Raw genomic sequence first — 15,386 nt, 5'->3', positions numbered from 1 at the left:
TAGGAGCGAGCTTGCTCGCGAAAAACCTCAACGATAACGCGTGTTTTCTGGATAAACGCGGCGCCTGCGAGTTTTTCGCGAGCAAGCTCGCTCCTACAGGATGGCATTGGGGCAAGCCCCCTTACTCGGCGTATGCCCACGTCATTCGAAACGACGCCCCGCCCCACTCCGAATCCTGCACTTCTACCTGCCCGCCATGCCACTGGCTGACACGCTTGACCAGCGCCAGGCCCAGGCCAAATCCGCCTGTGCGGCGGTCGCGGCTGGCGTCAAGGCGCAGGAAGGGTTCGAATATCTTGGTACGGCCCTCCAGCGGCACCCCCGGCCCATCGTCGTTGACCCGCACTTCGTAACCGCTGCCAAACTTGACCAGCGACACTTCCACACGGCGGTCGGCATAACGAATCGCGTTGCGCAGCAGGTTGATCACGGCACGCGCCATAAAGCGGGGCTCGATCTGGATAACGTCGACGTCACAGGTACGCAACGACAACTGCACCCCTTCCGCCTCGGCCTCCAGGGCCACACTGCCGATCACGCTGTCGAGCCAACTGTGGGCCTCGATACGCTCGCGGGTGACCTGGGTAGCGCCCGGTTCAAGACTGGCATAGGTCAACAGTTCGGAGACCATTTCTTCCAGTTCACCAAGGTCGGCGTACATGTCGTTGATCAACGCTCGGCTTTGCCGTGGGTCGCTTTGCTGCCTGAGCTGGTCCAGCTCGAATGACAGCCGCGCAATCGGCGTGCGCAATTCGTGGGAGACCGCGTTGGTGAGTTCGCGCTGGTTGGCGATCAAACCTTCGATGCGCTCGGCCATCTGGTTGAAGTGCCCGGCCAGTGAACGCACGGTGGAGCGGCTCGGCAGCAAGATGCGCGAGCCCAGGTCGTTGTCACCGAAACGTTGCGCCGCCAGGCGGATGTGCTCCAGGTCGCGCCAGTGTGGACGCACCCAGAAATACAGGACGATGGCCAGGCTCACGCCCAGAAAGCCGTAGGCCCACAGGTATAACCACTTGGGTTCTTCCGGCAATTTGATTTCGAGTAATTGGGGGCCGTCGTCGATAGGCGCGAGAAACTTCATGAAGTCTTCGCGCACCACCACCTGGCCAGCCGCCAGGAGTTTCTGCTCGCGCTCGCTCAACTGCTGGTTGTCGCGTTGCACCAGTTTGAGCCGCAAGCCGTAATGCGGTTGCAGTTCGTCCAGGCGTGCCTGGCGCGCCTCTGCCTGCACGGGGCGCAGCTGTTCCACCAGGGCCCACGCCGGGCCACGCAGGGCTTCACGGTTATAGGTCTCGTTGGACTCGGGCATGTAAGCGTCCAGGCCGAAGTTGACCAGCCAGATCGACCCGGCCAGGCCGAGCGCGAGAATCAAATAGAGGCGCAGATACAAGCGCAGCATCTACACCTCCCACGCGAACGGATTGAACAGGTAGCCCTTGCCCCAGATGGTCTTGATGCACACCGGCTCGCGGGGGTTGTCATTGAGCTTGCCGCGCAGTTTGCTGATGTACACGTCTACGCTGCGGTTCAGCCCATCAAAAGCAATGCCGCGCATGCGGTTGAGGATGTCGTCGCGAGAGAGAATCTTGCCCGCGCTGCTGGCCAGCAACCACAGCAACTCGAATTCCATCGTGGTGAGGTCAATGGTCTCGCCGCCCAGGCGGACCACCCGGCAACTGCGATCAATCGACAAGCGGCCAAATTCCAGGGCGCCGCGCACGGTGGGCTCGGGCACCTGGCGGCGCTGCAGCGCACGCAGGCGCGCCAGCAACACCGGCGGTTTGATCGGCTTGATCACATAATCGTCAGCACCGGACTCTAGGCCAAGGATATGGTCCAGGTCATCTTCCTTGGCGGTGAGGATCACGATGGGCGTGTCCGACACGTTGCGAATCTCGCGGCAGACATGCAGCCCGCTCTGACCCGGCAGCATCAGATCGAGCACGACGATCTTCGGCTTGAAATCCAGGAACGCCGCCAGGGCTTCATCACCCCGGTACACCACCCGTACCTCGAAACCATGCTGCGACAGAAAATGCGAGACCAGCCCTGCCAGCTTTTCATCGTCCTCAACGAGCAGGACCTTGCCCAGACCCAGGTTTTCCATAAGTTCTCAGTGTGGATGCGCGGATTGAAATAGGGCCATTATAGGTGGCAAGCTGGCCGACAGAAGCAGCTGGCCAGTACCCAGCGAAGAAGCTTCATGCTTTTAAGAGTTTTTAACAAATAGCCTGCACTTTTTAACGCCATTGACAGGGAGTTCTATGCGCAAGGATTACCTGGCGTTCTTCATTTCGCTGTTCCTTTCACGGCTGGCCGACCAGGTTTTGCTGTTTATCGTGCCACTGATCGTGTTCCAGACCACTCAAAGCGTGTCGTGGGCGGGGTTGGCGTTTTTTGTCGAGTCACTGCCGCGCTACCTGGCGTTTCCGGTGTGCGGCGCGCTGTGCGACAGGTTTTCCCCGGTGCGTATCCTGCATATCAGCCAGGTGTATCGGGCCGTGGCCTGCGTGGTGGCGATGGCGTTGTATGGGCTGTTCGACGGCATCCATTGGCTGGTGATGCTGTCCGCGTTGTGCGGCGTGTTGACCACCCAGGGCATCATGGCGCGGGAAGTGGTGATGCCGCATATCTTCGGGCAGTACACCTACGCCAAGACCTTGTCCTATTCGCAGATCGCCGACCAGAGCGGGCTGGTGCTCGGGCCGTTGGTGGCGGCGCTGGTGCTGGAAGTCTGGGCGTGGCCATGGGTGGTACTAGGCGTCGCAGCGCTGTTTGTGCTGGCAGACCTGGCGATGCTGACCTGGCAGCGCAACACCACGGTGGACCTGCACATCCATGAACAACAGCCGGGTATCTGGCTGCAACCCCTGCGCACTGCCTTCGCCCACATCCTCAGCCGGGTAGAGTTGAAGCGCATCATCGTCCTGGCGGTCGGTGTGAACCTGATGGTCGGCGTGACGCTGGCCACCTCGGCCGCCATGGTCACCGGCCACTATGCAGCGGGCAAAGACGCCTATGCCCTGCTGCAAGCCGCCGGGGCGCTAGTGACAATCGCGATTCTGTTCTACCTGGCGCATTCATCACTGAAGCTGAAGGTACTGGGCGGGCTGTCGTATTCGATGATCACCGTCGGCGCGCTGATCACAGCGCTCAGCCCCGGCGTGTGGGCCTACGCGGTGGGGTTCCTGCTGCTGACCGGCTTCGACAAGATGTTCAACGTGTACCTGCGCAGCACCCGCCAACGGGTAATCCCGGTGCAGGACTTCGGCAAGACAGTTGGCGTGATGACCTTGCTCAACAACCTCGCCCAGCCCTTGGCGGGCTTGATGATTGCCGTGCTGGCAGCGCCTTTGGGCACGCCAACGGTGATCCTGCTGCTGGCGGGGATCACCGCCCTGATCGGTGTGGCCGTGGCCTCAGGCTGGCACGCCACTGTGAAAGCGGAACTCGACGTCGGGTGATTCGATCAGGTCCTGCTCGGTGGCCCGCACCCGCTCGATCACCTGGGCGATGTCCTTGGCGTCGCCGTACTGGTAAGCCAGCTTCAAGTAACCCTGGAAGTGCCGCGCCTCGCTTTTGAGCAAGCCGAAGTAGAACTTGCCGAGTTCTTCGTCCAAATGCGGCACCAGCGCTTCGAAACGCTCGCAACTGCGCGCTTCGATAAAGGCGCCCACCACCAGTGTATCTACCAGCTTGACCGGCTCATGGCTGCGCACCACCTTGCGTAAACCCGAGGCATAACGCCCGGCGTGCAGTTGACGCAGCTCGACCTTGCGCTTTTTCATCAGGCGCATGACCTGCTCGTGGTGCACCAGCTCTTCGCGGGCCAGGCGCGACATCATGTTGATCAGGTCAACGTGGCCGTAGTACTTGGCCATCAGGCTCAAGGCGGTGCTGGCGGCTTTGAATTCGCAGTTCTTGTGGTCGATCAGCAGGGTTTCCTGATCGGCCAACGCGGCCTGGACCCAGGCATCGGGGGTGCGGCAGCCGAGGAATTCATGGATTTCGGGCAGGTTCATCGGGCTCACGGGCAAAGGATCACAAAAGGGCGCCGATTATACCGACCCCGCCGCAGACCACCACCCACCGGCCTTGATGTGTATCAACATGACGCCTGCGTAGCAGCAACTATAGTTATCCAACGCCCGCCCTTTTGGAGATCCCGACCATGCAAGCCATCCGCAGCATCCTGGTGGTCATCGAGCCCGAGCATTCGGAAAGCCTGGCCCTCAAACGTGCCAAGCTGATTGCCAAAGTGACCGACGCGCACCTGCACTTGCTGGTCTGTGACAAGAAGCACGAGCATTCGGCGCTGCTGAGCCTGCTCAAGGAAGGCTTGAAAGAAGACGGCTACAGCGTCACCACCGAGCAGGCCTGGAACGACAGCCTGCATGAAACCATCATCGATGTGCAGCAAGCCGAAGGCTGTGGCCTGGTGATCAAACAGCACTTCCCCGACAACCCCCTGAAAAAAGCCCTGCTGACCCCGGCGGACTGGAAGTTGCTGCGCTATTGCCCAACACCGGTGTTGCTGGTCAAGACTGCCACCCCCTGGGCAGGCGGCGTGATCCTGGCGGCCATCGACGTGGGCAACGCCGACGGCGAACACCGCTCGCTGCACAATTCGATCATCGACCATGGCTTTGATATCGCCAGCCTCGCCAAGGCGCAGCTGCATGTGATCAGCGCTCACCCCTCGCCCATGCTGTCGGCGGCAGACCCGACCTTTCAGCTCAAGGAAACCATCGAGGCGCGCTACCGCGAGCAATGCAAGGCCTTCCAGGCCGAGTTCGACGTGGACGACAGGCACCTGCATATCGAGGAAGGCCCGGCCGATGTGCTGATCCCACATATTGCCCATCGGTTGCAGGCGGCGGTGACCATTATCGGCACGGTGGCGCGCACGGGGATTTCCGGGGCGTTGATCGGCAATACCGCAGAAGTGGTGCTGGATGCGGTGCAAAGCGATGTACTGGTGCTCAAGCCGCAGACGCTCATGGACCATCTGGAAGAGCTGGCGACCAAGCCCTGACACTGAAGATCAAATGTAGGAGCGAGCTTGCTCGCGAAAAACGTCAACGATAACGCGCGCTTCCTGAATAAACCCGGCGCCTTCAAGTTTTTCGCGAGCAAGCTCGCTCCTACATTGACCTCGCCAGTCAGTTAACCCAGCGCATCTTTCAAGAACCCCGGCGCGATATAGCGCTGGTAATGCGCCTCGGACAAGATAAAGAACTCGCGATCAATGGCATCGCGCAGTTCAGGCAGCGCCCAGTCGCGAAACTCCGGCAACAGCACCATGCCATAGGCCTCCAGGTTATTGATCACCCGGGCCCCACGGGCGATCAACTGGTAGGCCCAGCAATACTCGGACTGGTGTGGCACAAAGCGAATCTTGCGTTGCTCCAACTGCCCGCGCAGGGTCTTGGGGTCGAAAACCTCCACTTTGCCGGCCATGACCTGCACCAACAGCTGCTCAAGCCTGAGCCAGACCGCGCGTTTTTCTTCTTCGTTATAGCCATTCCACTGGATCACTTCATGGTGGAAGCGCTTGCATCCACGGCACACGAGATCGCCGTAGACCGTGGAACACAGGCCGACGCAGGGGGTCTTGATGGTTTGGTTGGGCATGGGCAGCAACACGCAAATCAGCGAAACAGTGCGCCATGTTAGCCCTTTGTCTAAGGTTGATCACCCAGCAAACTTGAGCAGGCAACTTACCTTTAGTTTTTTTTTGCCGTAGAATCACCCGGCCTTGTAAGGCGCCAATAATCCGCTGGAAGCTGTTTTCAAAGCGTCACGAGCACAGTCGTTCCTTCAGAACGGTGTTGGCGCAGGTTCGACCCGGTAGGTCAGAGCCCGCGCCAACCCTCATCAGCTCCGTTCTGCAGGCGTAAAACTTTGAAAGCAGCTTCTGTAAGGAATGCCGGCAGCGCTGGCTTTGCGGCCCAAAAAGCCCCCGAGCGCATGCGTGCCGTTCATTTCTGGATGAGCGTCCCGTGGGACCACTGATGAGGGTAATAACTGTGCTTGAAGCCTACCGCAAACATATCGAAGAGCGTGCAGCACTGGGTATCGTTCCCCAGCCGCTTAACGCCGAACAAACCGCAGGCCTGGTCGAGCTGCTGAAAAATCCTCCGGCTGGCGAAGAAGAATTCCTCGTTGACCTGATCACCAACCGCATTCCACCAGGCGTTGACGAAGCCGCTTACGTCAAGGCCGGTTTCCTGTCTGCCCTGGCCAAGGGCGAAGCCACTTCCCCCCTGATCGACAAGAAACGCGCTGTTGAACTGCTCGGCACCATGCAGGGCGGCTACAACATCGTGACGTTGGTCGAGCTGCTGGACGACGCCGAACTGGCGCCCGTCGCGGCCGCCCAACTCAAGCACACCCTGCTGATGTTCGATGCGTTCCACGACGTCGCCGAAAAAGCCCGCAACGGCAACGAGCACGCCAAAGGCGTGATCCAGTCCTGGGCTGACGGCGAGTGGTTCCGTAACCGCCCTACCCTGGCCGACAAGATCAGCCTGCGCGTGTTCAAGGTTACCGGCGAAACCAACACCGACGACCTGTCGCCTGCGCCTGACGCCTGGTCCCGCCCTGACATCCCGCTGCACGCCCTGGCCATGCTGAAAATGGCGCGTGAAGGCATCGTGCCGGACGAGCAAGGCAAGACCGGCCCGATGAAGCAGATCGAAGAGATGCGCGGCCAAGGCTTCCCGATCGCCTACGTCGGTGACGTGGTCGGTACCGGTTCGTCGCGTAAGTCGGCCACCAACTCGGTACTGTGGTTCTTCGGTGACGACGTGCCTTACGTGCCGAACAAGCGTGCCGGCGGTTTCTGCTTCGGCAGCAAGATCGCTCCGATCTTCTACAACACCATGGAAGATGCTGGCGCACTGCCAATCGAATTCGACGTCACCAACATGAACATGGGCGACGTGATCGACCTGTACCCGCATGCTGGCAAAGTCTGCAAGCACGGCACCGACGAAGTCCTGACCACCTTCGAAATGAAGACCCCGGTGCTGTTGGACGAAGTCCGTGCTGGCGGCCGTATCCCGCTGATCATCGGCCGTGGCCTGACCGACAAGGCACGCGCTGAGCTGGGCCTGGGCCCGACCGACCTGTTCAAGCTGCCTGAAGCGCCTGTCGACACTGGCAAAGGCTTCACCCTGGCACAGAAAATGGTCGGCAAGGCTTGCGGCCTGCCAGAAGGCAAAGGCGTTCGTCCTGGCACTTACTGCGAGCCGAAGATGACCACCGTGGGGTCACAGGACACCACCGGCCCAATGACCCGTGACGAACTCAAAGACCTGGCGTGCCTGGGCTTCTCGACCGATCTGGTGATGCAGTCCTTCTGCCACACCGCGGCTTACCCAAAGCCGATCGACGTGACCACCCACCACACCCTGCCTGACTTCATCATGACCCGTGGCGGTGTGTCGCTGCGTCCAGGCGACGGCATCATCCACAGCTGGCTGAACCGCATGCTGCTGCCGGACACCGTCGGTACCGGTGGTGACTCCCACACCCGTTTCCCGATGGGCATCTCGTTCCCGGCCGGTTCTGGCCTGGTCGCGTTTGCTGCCGCCACCGGCGTCATGCCGCTGGACATGCCGGAATCGATCCTGGTGCGCTTCAAAGGCAAGATGAAACCTGGCATCACCCTGCGTGACCTGGTTCATGCCATTCCTTACTACGCGATCCAGGCTGGCCTGCTGACCGTAGAGAAGAAAGGCAAGAAGAACGCCTTCTCTGGCCGCATCCTGGAAATCGAAGGCCTGAACGACCTGACGCTGGAACAGGCTTTCGAGCTGTCCGACGCCTCCGCTGAACGTTCGGCTGCCGGTTGCACCATCAAGCTGTCCAAAGAGTCCGTTACCGAGTACCTGAACTCCAACATCACCCTGCTGCGCTGGATGATCGGCGAAGGCTACGGCGATGCACGCACCCTGGAACGTCGCGCCCAAGCGATGGAAGCCTGGGTTGCCAACCCGGAGCTGATGGAAGCCGATGCCGACGCCGAATACGCCGAAATCATCGAAATCGATCTGTCGGAAATCAACGAGCCGATCCTCTGCGCGCCAAACGACCCGGACGACGCCCGTCTGCTGTCCAGTGTCGCTGGCGAGAAGATCGACGAAGTGTTCATCGGTTCGTGCATGACCAACATCGGTCACTTCCGCGCTGCCGGTAAGCTGCTGGAGCAGGTCAAGGGCCAGTTGCCGACTCGTCTGTGGCTGTCGCCGCCGACCAAGATGGACGCTCACCAGCTGACCGAAGAAGGCTACTACGGCATCTACGGCAAGGCTGGCGCACGTATGGAAATGCCAGGCTGCTCGCTGTGCATGGGTAACCAGGCACGCGTTGAGCCGAACTCCACCGTGGTGTCGACCTCGACCCGTAACTTCCCGAACCGCCTGGGTGATGGTGCCAACGTCTACCTGGCGTCGGCTGAGCTGGCGGCCGTGGCCTCGACCCTGGGTCGCCTGCCGACCGTCGAAGAGTACATGGGCTACGCGGCGAAACTGGACACCATGGCCAGTGACGTCTACCGCTACCTGAACTTCGACCAGATCGCTGAGTTCCGCAAGATCGCAGCAAGCGCCAACATCCCGGTGATTCAAGCTTAACGGTGTGTTGATGTGAAGAACGCCGCGTATCGCAAGGTACGCGGCGTTTTTTTACGCCTGGAATTAACCTTTACTGCCAACACAAAACAAATGTGGGAGCTGGCTTGCCTGCGATAGCGGTGTATCAATCAACTCTCTAGTGACTGATACACCGCTATCGCAGGCAAGCCAGCTCCCACCTATTTATATCTGGACAGTCAGATAGACCGCATCAGGGCTCAAGCAAGCAGCGAATACACCAATGCCGTAATGGCAACCAAGCCAACTGCAGTCACAAACACATTCGACGCCTGACCACGGTACTTGGCCATGGCCGGCACCTTGCGGATCGCGTACATCGGCATCAGGAACAGGATCGACGCAATCACCGGCCCGCCCAGGGTCTCGATCATGCCGAGGATGCTCGGGTTGAGCGTGGCGACGATCCAGCACACCACCAACATGAAGGCTGCGGTCATGCGGTCCAGGGTCTTGGGCGCCGGACGGCGGCCCGTCTTGACCACCAGGCCCTTGAGGCCCTCGCTGGCGCCGATGTAGTGGCCCAGGAACGACTTGGCAATCGCCACGAACGCAATCAACGGCGCGGCAAAGGCAATCGTCGGGTTATCGAAGTGGTTGGCCAGGTACGACAGGATCGACAGGTTTTGCGCTTTCGCTTCCGCCAACTGCGCGGGCGACAGGGTCAGCACGCAACTGAACACGAAGAACAGTACCATCGCCACCATCAGCAGGTGCGCACGGGACAGGATCTGCGAACTGCGCTCCTCGGCGTGGGCGCCGTATTGGCGCTTCTGGTCCACCGCAAAGGCCGAGATGATCGGCGAGTGGTTGAACGAGAACACCATCACCGGAATCGCCAGCCACAGCGTGTTGAGCAACGCCGACGGTGCCGGCACTTCACTGGCGGTGCTGAGAATGCCGCCATTCCAGTGCGGTACCAGGTACACGGCGAGGAACAGCAAGGCCACGATAAACGGATACACCATCAGGCTCATGGCCTTGACGATCACCTGTTCACCGCAGCGCACCACGGCAAGCAGGCCGAGAATCAATACAAACGCCAGGATCGCCCGAGGCGGCGGCAGGATGTGCAGTTGGTGCTCCATGAAGCTGCTGACGGTATTGGTCAGCGCCACGCTGTAGATCAGCAGGATCGGGAAGATCGCAAAGAAGTACAGCAAGGTGATCAGTGCACCGGCCTTGATACCGAAATGCTCTTCAACCACGTCGGTGATGTCGGAACCTTCGCGGCCGGACAGCACGAAACGGGTCAGCCCGCGGTGGGCAAAGAACGTCATCGGGAAGGCCAGCAATGCCAGGATCACTAGCGGCCAGAAGCCCCCCAGGCCCGCGTTGATCGGCAAGAACAAAGTACCGGCGCCAATGGCGGTACCGAACAGCCCAAGCATCCAGGTGGTGTCCTGGCGGCTCCAGCTTGTGAGCGTTGCAGGTGTCGTTGCATAGCGTTCGTCGACGCTATTGGCCTGATCATTCATCCGGTCGGATCTCCGCATTCACACGGCCAGGACGAGTCAGAAAAACCTGACAGGCAGCGCCCTGGCCATAACAAGGGCCGGATTGTCCGGGATTCTCGTGGAGAAGCAAAGACTTAGCTGAGGAATGGTTAGGCGGTGCAGCCGTTCAGAGGCCGCCATGACGGGGTGGGATTTGGATGACTGAGGCGTCTTACGAACAAGCTCCTTTTCTTTCAATACGCTAAATATACGAGAGGTGTCTGACAACAAGTTCAGAACTTATCCGATTCAAAAATCACATTCTCACCCATACAGCACCTCATATATTACAGAACCATACATAGCTATTGAGCCCCCACAAGTTCCCAAACTACTATCCTCGCGCACTGACCAAGAAGGCGAAACGAACAGCATGTAATCAACTTTCAAGGAGTTTGAGATGCGACGACTCACTGGTGTACTTACCGGCCTGTTTATAACGGGATTATTAGCCGCCCCCTCATTCAGTTACGCAAAATCAACCCAGCCCGAGGCGGATATACGCGCCCTGGCCTCGTCGCCTCAATGGCTGACCACCAAGGTGTATATAGAGGGCGAGCCAGAAAACGACGTCAAGGCCAAGTACCCCGGCGTGGTGGGTATATCGATGTGGGACCCGCAACGCAATCGTTACGAATTCTTCTACACCGATACAGGGCGTTCGAAACACTCTGATGGCGGGGGCGGGTATTTCATGGTCACTGGCGACAAACAGACCCACATCCTAGTGCCAGACCTTGGCCCGCATCGCACTATCGTCAGAAGGCTGGAAAAATTGGACAACACCGAATTCACCTATTCTCGTGAAGTCCCTCGCGACATGGTAGCGACCAACCCTCCCGTTAGAATCTATGTGGTACATGCGCCTTACACGGGACCAATAAAGACTCAGATGTCAAACTAGTTAAACACCCTATTTATATCCAGCCATAAAAATCAATAACAAACGAGGCACTTGTGATGAATCCATACACTTCATTCAGATCTCTATTCATGCCTGCACTGCTGGTAGCCGTACTGTTGCCCAGCGCAGCCACGGTACAGGCCAACACGACACTGCCCACCAAAAGCATCGCCGCCACGCCCGATAACACCGTCATGTTGACCGTGTTTCTTAAACACGATCAATCACGCCCGCTGGGCGAATTAAAAGCCCAACTGACCAAGCAGGAGTTTCACAAGGTCTTCCCGCCGGAGGGTGTCGAAGTCGTCAGCTGGAATATCACCATGGGCATCGGGCAAGTCATCGTGCTGCGTTTACCGGCGTCTCGCCTGGCTCAAGTCAACCTGGCTATTGAGAACACAGCGTGGGGTGTCTACAAGACAGAATTCTTCCCGACCTACGATTTCATGCCGATTGCACAAAGAGAGCGGGCCCAGGCACGGCAACCGGGGACTGCCCAGTAGCTGGCGCACTCGCTAAGTGGCCGAGGTGCCCAGGTTTGGATTGCGCAGCTCGCCTTGTATGGCGTTCTGCGCAATAGCCAGTTTTTCTAACAATTCAGAGGTCTCGTGGGCCGTCAGCGCCATAAGTGGGAGGTCCCAGTCATAGTTCTTGATGACGTTTATCCGAAAACCACCCGCCGCATCAAATTCTGGGTACCAACCCACATCCAGTAATAATCCCCCAGCGAACTCCACCTGGAGCATATCTTCCTTTAACAGATCGACCTGCTTGGCCACTGCAATATCCTGCAGTTGCGACAGATCGTCATGGGTGACTGTGCCACCGGTAAAGTTAAGCGAGATCAATTTGTTAACCTCCTGAATTCCTGTTCAGAAATCGGGTGACCATGAATAGCACCAGCGCTGAGCTCTATCCGCACCCAGCGGCTGAGTTTGCCATGGCTGGCCCCAATGCAATGGGAGAACTCCATCACTTTCCAAGGTTTTCCATTGGTAGTGGGTGTTCCGTTTTTATAAGCCTCCCTTTCAAGCTTTTCAATAGCGATACCTGGCCTGTACTTGGCGGGGCCAATCAGCGTACTGGCGATCACTGTTCTCCAGGGAATCTGGGCTGAGGGGCAGTGTTTGTAACCATACGGTCTCCATTCGATCTCTTGGGGTGTGGCAGGAACAGGCATCCATGTCGTCTCTGCTGGCGGGAAAGTCATTGAAGTCTTGCGCAAAAAAACGGGCGCGGATGGACGGCCTGTAAAATCAGACTGGCCTTACGAGCGAAGAAATTTTTCCACCCCAATAAAACGCTCTGTCTTACAAATCCCGCATACTCATGCTCTCAAACCCTTCAGGAAGAGCCTTGCGATGCCCACCACTGTTCTGGTCCTGGTTGAAACCATCAACGAATACCTGCAAATCATCGAAAGCAGCGACTTCCATGTGATCCTGGCGCCGACGCCCGCTGAACGTGCCCAGGCGATCAAGACCCATGGTGGGCAGATCCAGGCCGTGCTGACCCGTGGCCCATTGGGGCTTTACGCCGAGGAAATCGCCGCGCTGCCCTTGCTGGAGATCATCTGCGTGATCGGCGCCGGCTACGAGCATGTAGACCTGCAGGCGGCGAGCAACCGTGGGATTGTGGTCACCAACGGCGCCGGCGTGAACGCCCCTTCGGTGGCCGATCACGCCATGGCACTGTTGCTGGCGCTGGTGCGTGGCATTCCGCAGACAGATGCGGCAGTGCGGCGCGGCGAATGGCCGAAAGTGATGCGCCCTTCCCTGAGCGGTAAACACCTGGGGATTGTCGGGCTGGGCGCGGTGGGTATGGAGATTGCTCGGCGCGCCGCCCTGGGGTTCGGCATGGAGGTGAGTTATCACAACCGCCAACCCCGCGATGACGTGGATTACACCTACTGTGCGACGGCTGTTGAGCTGGCGCGTACCTCGGATTTTCTGGTGCTGGCCACGCCCGGCGGTGCCAGCACCCGTCACCTGATCGACCGCCACGCCTTGGACGCCCTGGGGCCGCACGGCTTTCTGGTCAACATCGGCCGCGGCAGCGTGGTGGTGACCGCCGACCTGATCGCCGCGTTGGAACAGCGCCGCATCGGCGGTGCCGCGCTGGACGTGTTTGACGATGAGCCTGCAGTGCCCGATGCCCTCAAGCGCCTGAGCAATACCGTGCTGACGTCCCACGTGGCCGGTCTGTCCCCGGAAGCGGCCCATGATATGGTGCAGCGCGTCGCTGATAACCTGGTGGAATACTTTGCCGGCCGCCCCGTGCTTACACCGGTGGCCTTGCCAGCGCCCGCAAAATGACCAATCAGGCACGCTGATCACCCTTCAACACGCTAACCTATTAAACCGCCCCGACCTTGTCGCTGGGCGGCTATGCGCATTAGATTAGGAAATAGTCCAAGGCCTTTAGAATAAGCAGAAGGGATAAGCATGGCGCTGAACGACCAATCGACCCAGATTCGCCCAGGCGAAGAACTTGATGCCAGCCTGATTGATCCCTACCTCAAGGCCCATATCCCGGGCTTGGATGGCACGCCCACCATCAGCCAATTTCCTGGCGGTGCGTCAAACCTGACCTACCTGCTGGAATCCCCCGGCCAGGAATTTGTGCTGCGTCGCCCGCCGTTTGGCCACAAGGCCAAGTCTGCCCACGACATGGGCCGCGAATACCGCATTCTCAACCAGCTCAAAGATGGCTTTCCGTACTGCCCCAAGGCTTATGTGCACTGCACCGATGAATCGGTGATCGGCGCCGAGTTCTATGTGATGGAGCGCGTCAACGGCATCATCCTGCGTTCCGACCTGCCGGCTGAACTGGGCCTGGACGCCACCCGCACCGAAGCCTTGTGCAAGAGCTTTATCGACAAGTTCGTCGAACTGCACCAGGTCGACTACCACGCCTGCGGACTGGCCGACCTGGGCAAGCCCGAAGGCTACGTGGCGCGGCAGATTCGCGGCTGGGGCGAGCGCTATGAAAAAGCCCTGACGCCCGATGCGCCAAAGTGGGAGGCGGTACGCGCCTGGCTCAACGACAAAATGCCAGCCGATCACCCCACCTCCAGCATCGTGCACAACGACTACCGCTTTGACAACGTGATCCTCGACCCGCACAACCCGATGCAGATCATCGGTGTGCTGGACTGGGAGCTGACCACCCTGGGCGACCCGCTGATGGACCTGGGCAACACCCTCGCCTACTGGATCGAGGCCGCGGACCCGGCGCCGGTGCAACTGATGCGCCGCCAGCCGAGCAATGCCCCCGGCATGCTCACCCGCCGCCAGTTTGTCGACTACTACGCCGAGCGCTCCGGCATCCAGATCGACAATTTCGATTTCTATTACACCTACGGCCTGTTTCGCCTGGCCGGGATAGTGCAGCAGATCTACTACCGCTTCTTCCATGGCCAGACCCAGGACAAACGCTTCGCGCAGTTCATCCACATGAACAAACTGCTGGAGCAGATGAGCCTGAATGTCATCGGCAAATCAGCGCTCTGAGTGCAACCACAAGGAACCCTCATGTCCAAGACCAACCTGTTCGACCTCGACGGCAAGATTGCTTTCGTTTCCGGCGCCAGCCGTGGCATCGGTGAAGCCATCGCCAAGTTGCTGGCCCAGCAAGGCGCCCATGTGATTGTCTCCAGCCGCAAGCTGGAGGGCTGCCAGCACGTGGCCGATGCGATCATCGCCGAGGGCGGCAAAGCCACGGCCATTGCCTGCCATATTGGTGAAATGGAGCAGATCACCCAGGTGTTCGCCGGCATTCGTGAACAGTTCGGCCGCCTGGATATCCTGGTCAACAACGCCGCTACCAACCCGCAGTTCTGCAACGTACTGGACACCGACCTCGGCGCGTTCCAGAAGACCGTTGACGTAAATATCCGTGGTTACTTCTTCATGTCGGTGGAAGCCGGCAAGCTGATGCGCGAGAACGGCGGCGGCAGCATCATTAACGTGGCCTCGATCAACGGCATCTCGCCGGGCGTGTTCCAGGGCATCTACTCGGTGACCAAGGCCGCCGTGATCAACATGACCAAGGTGTTCGCCAAGGAGTGCGCGGCGTTCGGCATCCGTTGCAACGCCCTGTTGCCGGGTCTGACCGATACCAAGTTCGCCTCGGCGCTGGTCAAGAATGACTCGATCCTGAAAATGGCCCTGGCCCAGATCCCGCTCAAGCGCGTGGCCGACCCGAGCGAAATGGCCGGCGCGGTGCTGTACCTGGCCAGCGATGCATCGAGCTATACCACCGGGGTTTCGCTGAATGTGGACGGCGGCTTCTTGTCCTGATCCCGCCTGGGTTTTTTCAGATCGATTT

At 59.4% G+C, this 15,386-nt stretch carries 15 protein-coding genes; 8 read left to right on the top strand and 7 right to left on the bottom strand.

What is annotated here, in order from left to right; translation table 11 throughout:
• Positions 1–121: 121 nt before the first annotated feature.
• Both CER19_RS12780 and CER19_RS12775 read right to left on the bottom strand, forming a co-directional pair.
• A complete protein-coding gene (locus CER19_RS12780) occupies positions 122–1,399 on the bottom strand; it encodes an ATP-binding protein (RefSeq protein ID WP_116666681.1) in 1,278 nt (425 codons plus the stop codon).
• Positions 1,400–2,107, bottom strand: a complete 708-nt coding sequence (locus CER19_RS12775) for a response regulator (RefSeq protein WP_014718339.1) — start codon at positions 2,105–2,107, stop codon at positions 1,400–1,402.
• 157 nt (positions 2,108–2,264) lie between these two features.
• Here CER19_RS12775 and CER19_RS12770 point away from each other — a divergent pair, with 157 nt between their 5' ends.
• Positions 2,265–3,464 (top strand): MFS transporter, encoded by a 1,200-nt coding sequence (locus tag CER19_RS12770; protein WP_116666680.1) that lies wholly within the window; start codon positions 2,265–2,267, stop codon positions 3,462–3,464.
• Here the strand turns inward: CER19_RS12770 and CER19_RS12765 are convergent.
• Positions 3,420–4,022 (bottom strand): tRNA-(ms[2]io[6]A)-hydroxylase, encoded by a 603-nt coding sequence (locus tag CER19_RS12765; protein ID WP_032892116.1) that lies wholly within the window; start codon positions 4,020–4,022, stop codon positions 3,420–3,422. The genes CER19_RS12770 and CER19_RS12765 overlap by 45 nt on opposite strands.
• Positions 4,023–4,171: 149 nt before the next feature.
• On the opposite strand from CER19_RS12765, the gene CER19_RS12760 reads away from it, so the two are divergent.
• On the top strand, positions 4,172–5,035 hold the full coding sequence (locus tag CER19_RS12760) for a universal stress protein (RefSeq protein ID WP_034126007.1): 864 nt from the start codon (positions 4,172–4,174) through the stop codon (positions 5,033–5,035).
• Between the two features lie 131 nt (positions 5,036–5,166).
• On the opposite strand, the gene CER19_RS12755 is transcribed toward CER19_RS12760, so the two are convergent.
• Positions 5,167–5,634, bottom strand: coding sequence for a DUF1289 domain-containing protein (locus tag CER19_RS12755; protein ID WP_003190830.1), 468 nt, complete (start codon positions 5,632–5,634; stop codon positions 5,167–5,169).
• A gap of 395 nt (positions 5,635–6,029) precedes the next feature.
• On the opposite strand from CER19_RS12755, the gene acnB reads away from it, so the two are divergent.
• Complete coding sequence (gene acnB / locus CER19_RS12750; RefSeq protein WP_003190828.1) at positions 6,030–8,639, top strand: bifunctional aconitate hydratase 2/2-methylisocitrate dehydratase; 2,610 nt, start codon at positions 6,030–6,032, stop codon at positions 8,637–8,639.
• Positions 8,640–8,857: 218 nt separating this feature from the next.
• Here acnB and CER19_RS12745 read toward each other — a convergent pair whose 3' ends face one another.
• The gene (locus CER19_RS12745) at positions 8,858–10,135 is read right to left on the bottom strand and encodes a serine/threonine transporter (RefSeq protein WP_056784632.1); all 1,278 of its coding nucleotides are present in this window, start codon (positions 10,133–10,135) and stop codon (positions 8,858–8,860) included.
• Positions 10,136–10,553: 418 nt separating this feature from the next.
• On the opposite strand from CER19_RS12745, the gene CER19_RS12740 reads away from it, so the two are divergent.
• Both CER19_RS12740 and CER19_RS12735 read left to right on the top strand, forming a co-directional pair.
• The gene (locus CER19_RS12740) at positions 10,554–11,057 is read left to right on the top strand and encodes a DUF4822 domain-containing protein (RefSeq protein WP_116666679.1); all 504 of its coding nucleotides are present in this window, start codon (positions 10,554–10,556) and stop codon (positions 11,055–11,057) included.
• An 89-nt stretch (positions 11,058–11,146) separates the two neighbouring features.
• Positions 11,147–11,560, top strand: coding sequence for a hypothetical protein (locus CER19_RS12735; RefSeq protein ID WP_116666678.1), 414 nt, complete (start codon positions 11,147–11,149; stop codon positions 11,558–11,560).
• Between the two features lie 12 nt (positions 11,561–11,572).
• Here the strand turns inward: CER19_RS12735 and CER19_RS12730 are convergent, their stop codons facing one another.
• Entirely contained in the window at positions 11,573–11,905 is a 333-nt protein-coding gene (locus CER19_RS12730) for a hypothetical protein (RefSeq protein WP_116666677.1), read from the bottom strand.
• Positions 11,902–12,150, bottom strand: coding sequence for a hypothetical protein (locus CER19_RS12725; RefSeq protein ID WP_052439800.1), 249 nt, complete (start codon positions 12,148–12,150; stop codon positions 11,902–11,904). The genes CER19_RS12730 and CER19_RS12725 overlap by 4 nt, the downstream gene beginning before the upstream one ends.
• Positions 12,151–12,418: 268 nt before the next feature.
• Between CER19_RS12725 and CER19_RS12720 the strand changes: the two genes are divergently transcribed.
• The 3 genes from CER19_RS12720 to CER19_RS12710 all read left to right on the top strand — a co-directional run bounded on the left by CER19_RS12720 (position 12,419) and on the right by CER19_RS12710 (position 15,358).
• Positions 12,419–13,372 carry a 2-hydroxyacid dehydrogenase gene (locus CER19_RS12720; protein WP_116666676.1) on the top strand — a complete coding sequence of 318 codons (954 nt, stop codon included), beginning with the start codon at positions 12,419–12,421 and terminating at the stop codon, positions 13,370–13,372.
• A 129-nt stretch (positions 13,373–13,501) separates the two neighbouring features.
• The gene (locus CER19_RS12715) at positions 13,502–14,569 is read left to right on the top strand and encodes a phosphotransferase family protein (RefSeq protein WP_116666675.1); all 1,068 of its coding nucleotides are present in this window, start codon (positions 13,502–13,504) and stop codon (positions 14,567–14,569) included.
• Positions 14,570–14,590: 21 nt separating this feature from the next.
• Positions 14,591–15,358: an SDR family oxidoreductase gene (locus CER19_RS12710; protein ID WP_014718324.1), complete on the top strand. Its 768-nt coding sequence runs from the start codon at positions 14,591–14,593 to the stop codon at positions 15,356–15,358.
• Positions 15,359–15,386 lie beyond the last annotated feature (28 nt).

Source organism: Pseudomonas sp. GL93 (assembly GCF_003408955.1).
Lineage (GTDB): Bacteria > Pseudomonadota > Gammaproteobacteria > Pseudomonadales > Pseudomonadaceae > Aquipseudomonas > Aquipseudomonas paracarnis.
Note: the sequence above shows the minus strand (reverse complement) of the source record. Positions and strands in the feature narration are given on the sequence as shown.

Coding starts and splice junctions, on each gene's coding strand:
- CER19_RS12715 (WP_116666675.1), top strand. CDS start 13,502: ATGGCGCTGAACGACCAATCGACCCAGATTCGCCCAGGCGAAGAACTT.
- CER19_RS12740 (WP_116666679.1), top strand. CDS start 10,554: ATGCGACGACTCACTGGTGTACTTACCGGCCTGTTTATAACGGGATTA.
- CER19_RS12780 (WP_116666681.1), bottom strand. CDS start 1,399: ATGCTGCGCTTGTATCTGCGCCTCTATTTGATTCTCGCGCTCGGCCTG.
- CER19_RS12745 (WP_056784632.1), bottom strand. CDS start 10,135: ATGAATGATCAGGCCAATAGCGTCGACGAACGCTATGCAACGACACCT.
- CER19_RS12735 (WP_116666678.1), top strand. CDS start 11,147: ATGCCTGCACTGCTGGTAGCCGTACTGTTGCCCAGCGCAGCCACGGTA.
- CER19_RS12760 (WP_034126007.1), top strand. CDS start 4,172: ATGCAAGCCATCCGCAGCATCCTGGTGGTCATCGAGCCCGAGCATTCG.
- CER19_RS12720 (WP_116666676.1), top strand. CDS start 12,419: ATGCCCACCACTGTTCTGGTCCTGGTTGAAACCATCAACGAATACCTG.
- CER19_RS12765 (WP_032892116.1), bottom strand. CDS start 4,022: ATGAACCTGCCCGAAATCCATGAATTCCTCGGCTGCCGCACCCCCGAT.
- CER19_RS12710 (WP_014718324.1), top strand. CDS start 14,591: ATGTCCAAGACCAACCTGTTCGACCTCGACGGCAAGATTGCTTTCGTT.
- CER19_RS12755 (WP_003190830.1), bottom strand. CDS start 5,634: ATGCCCAACCAAACCATCAAGACCCCCTGCGTCGGCCTGTGTTCCACG.
- CER19_RS12770 (WP_116666680.1), top strand. CDS start 2,265: ATGCGCAAGGATTACCTGGCGTTCTTCATTTCGCTGTTCCTTTCACGG.
- CER19_RS12775 (WP_014718339.1), bottom strand. CDS start 2,107: ATGGAAAACCTGGGTCTGGGCAAGGTCCTGCTCGTTGAGGACGATGAA.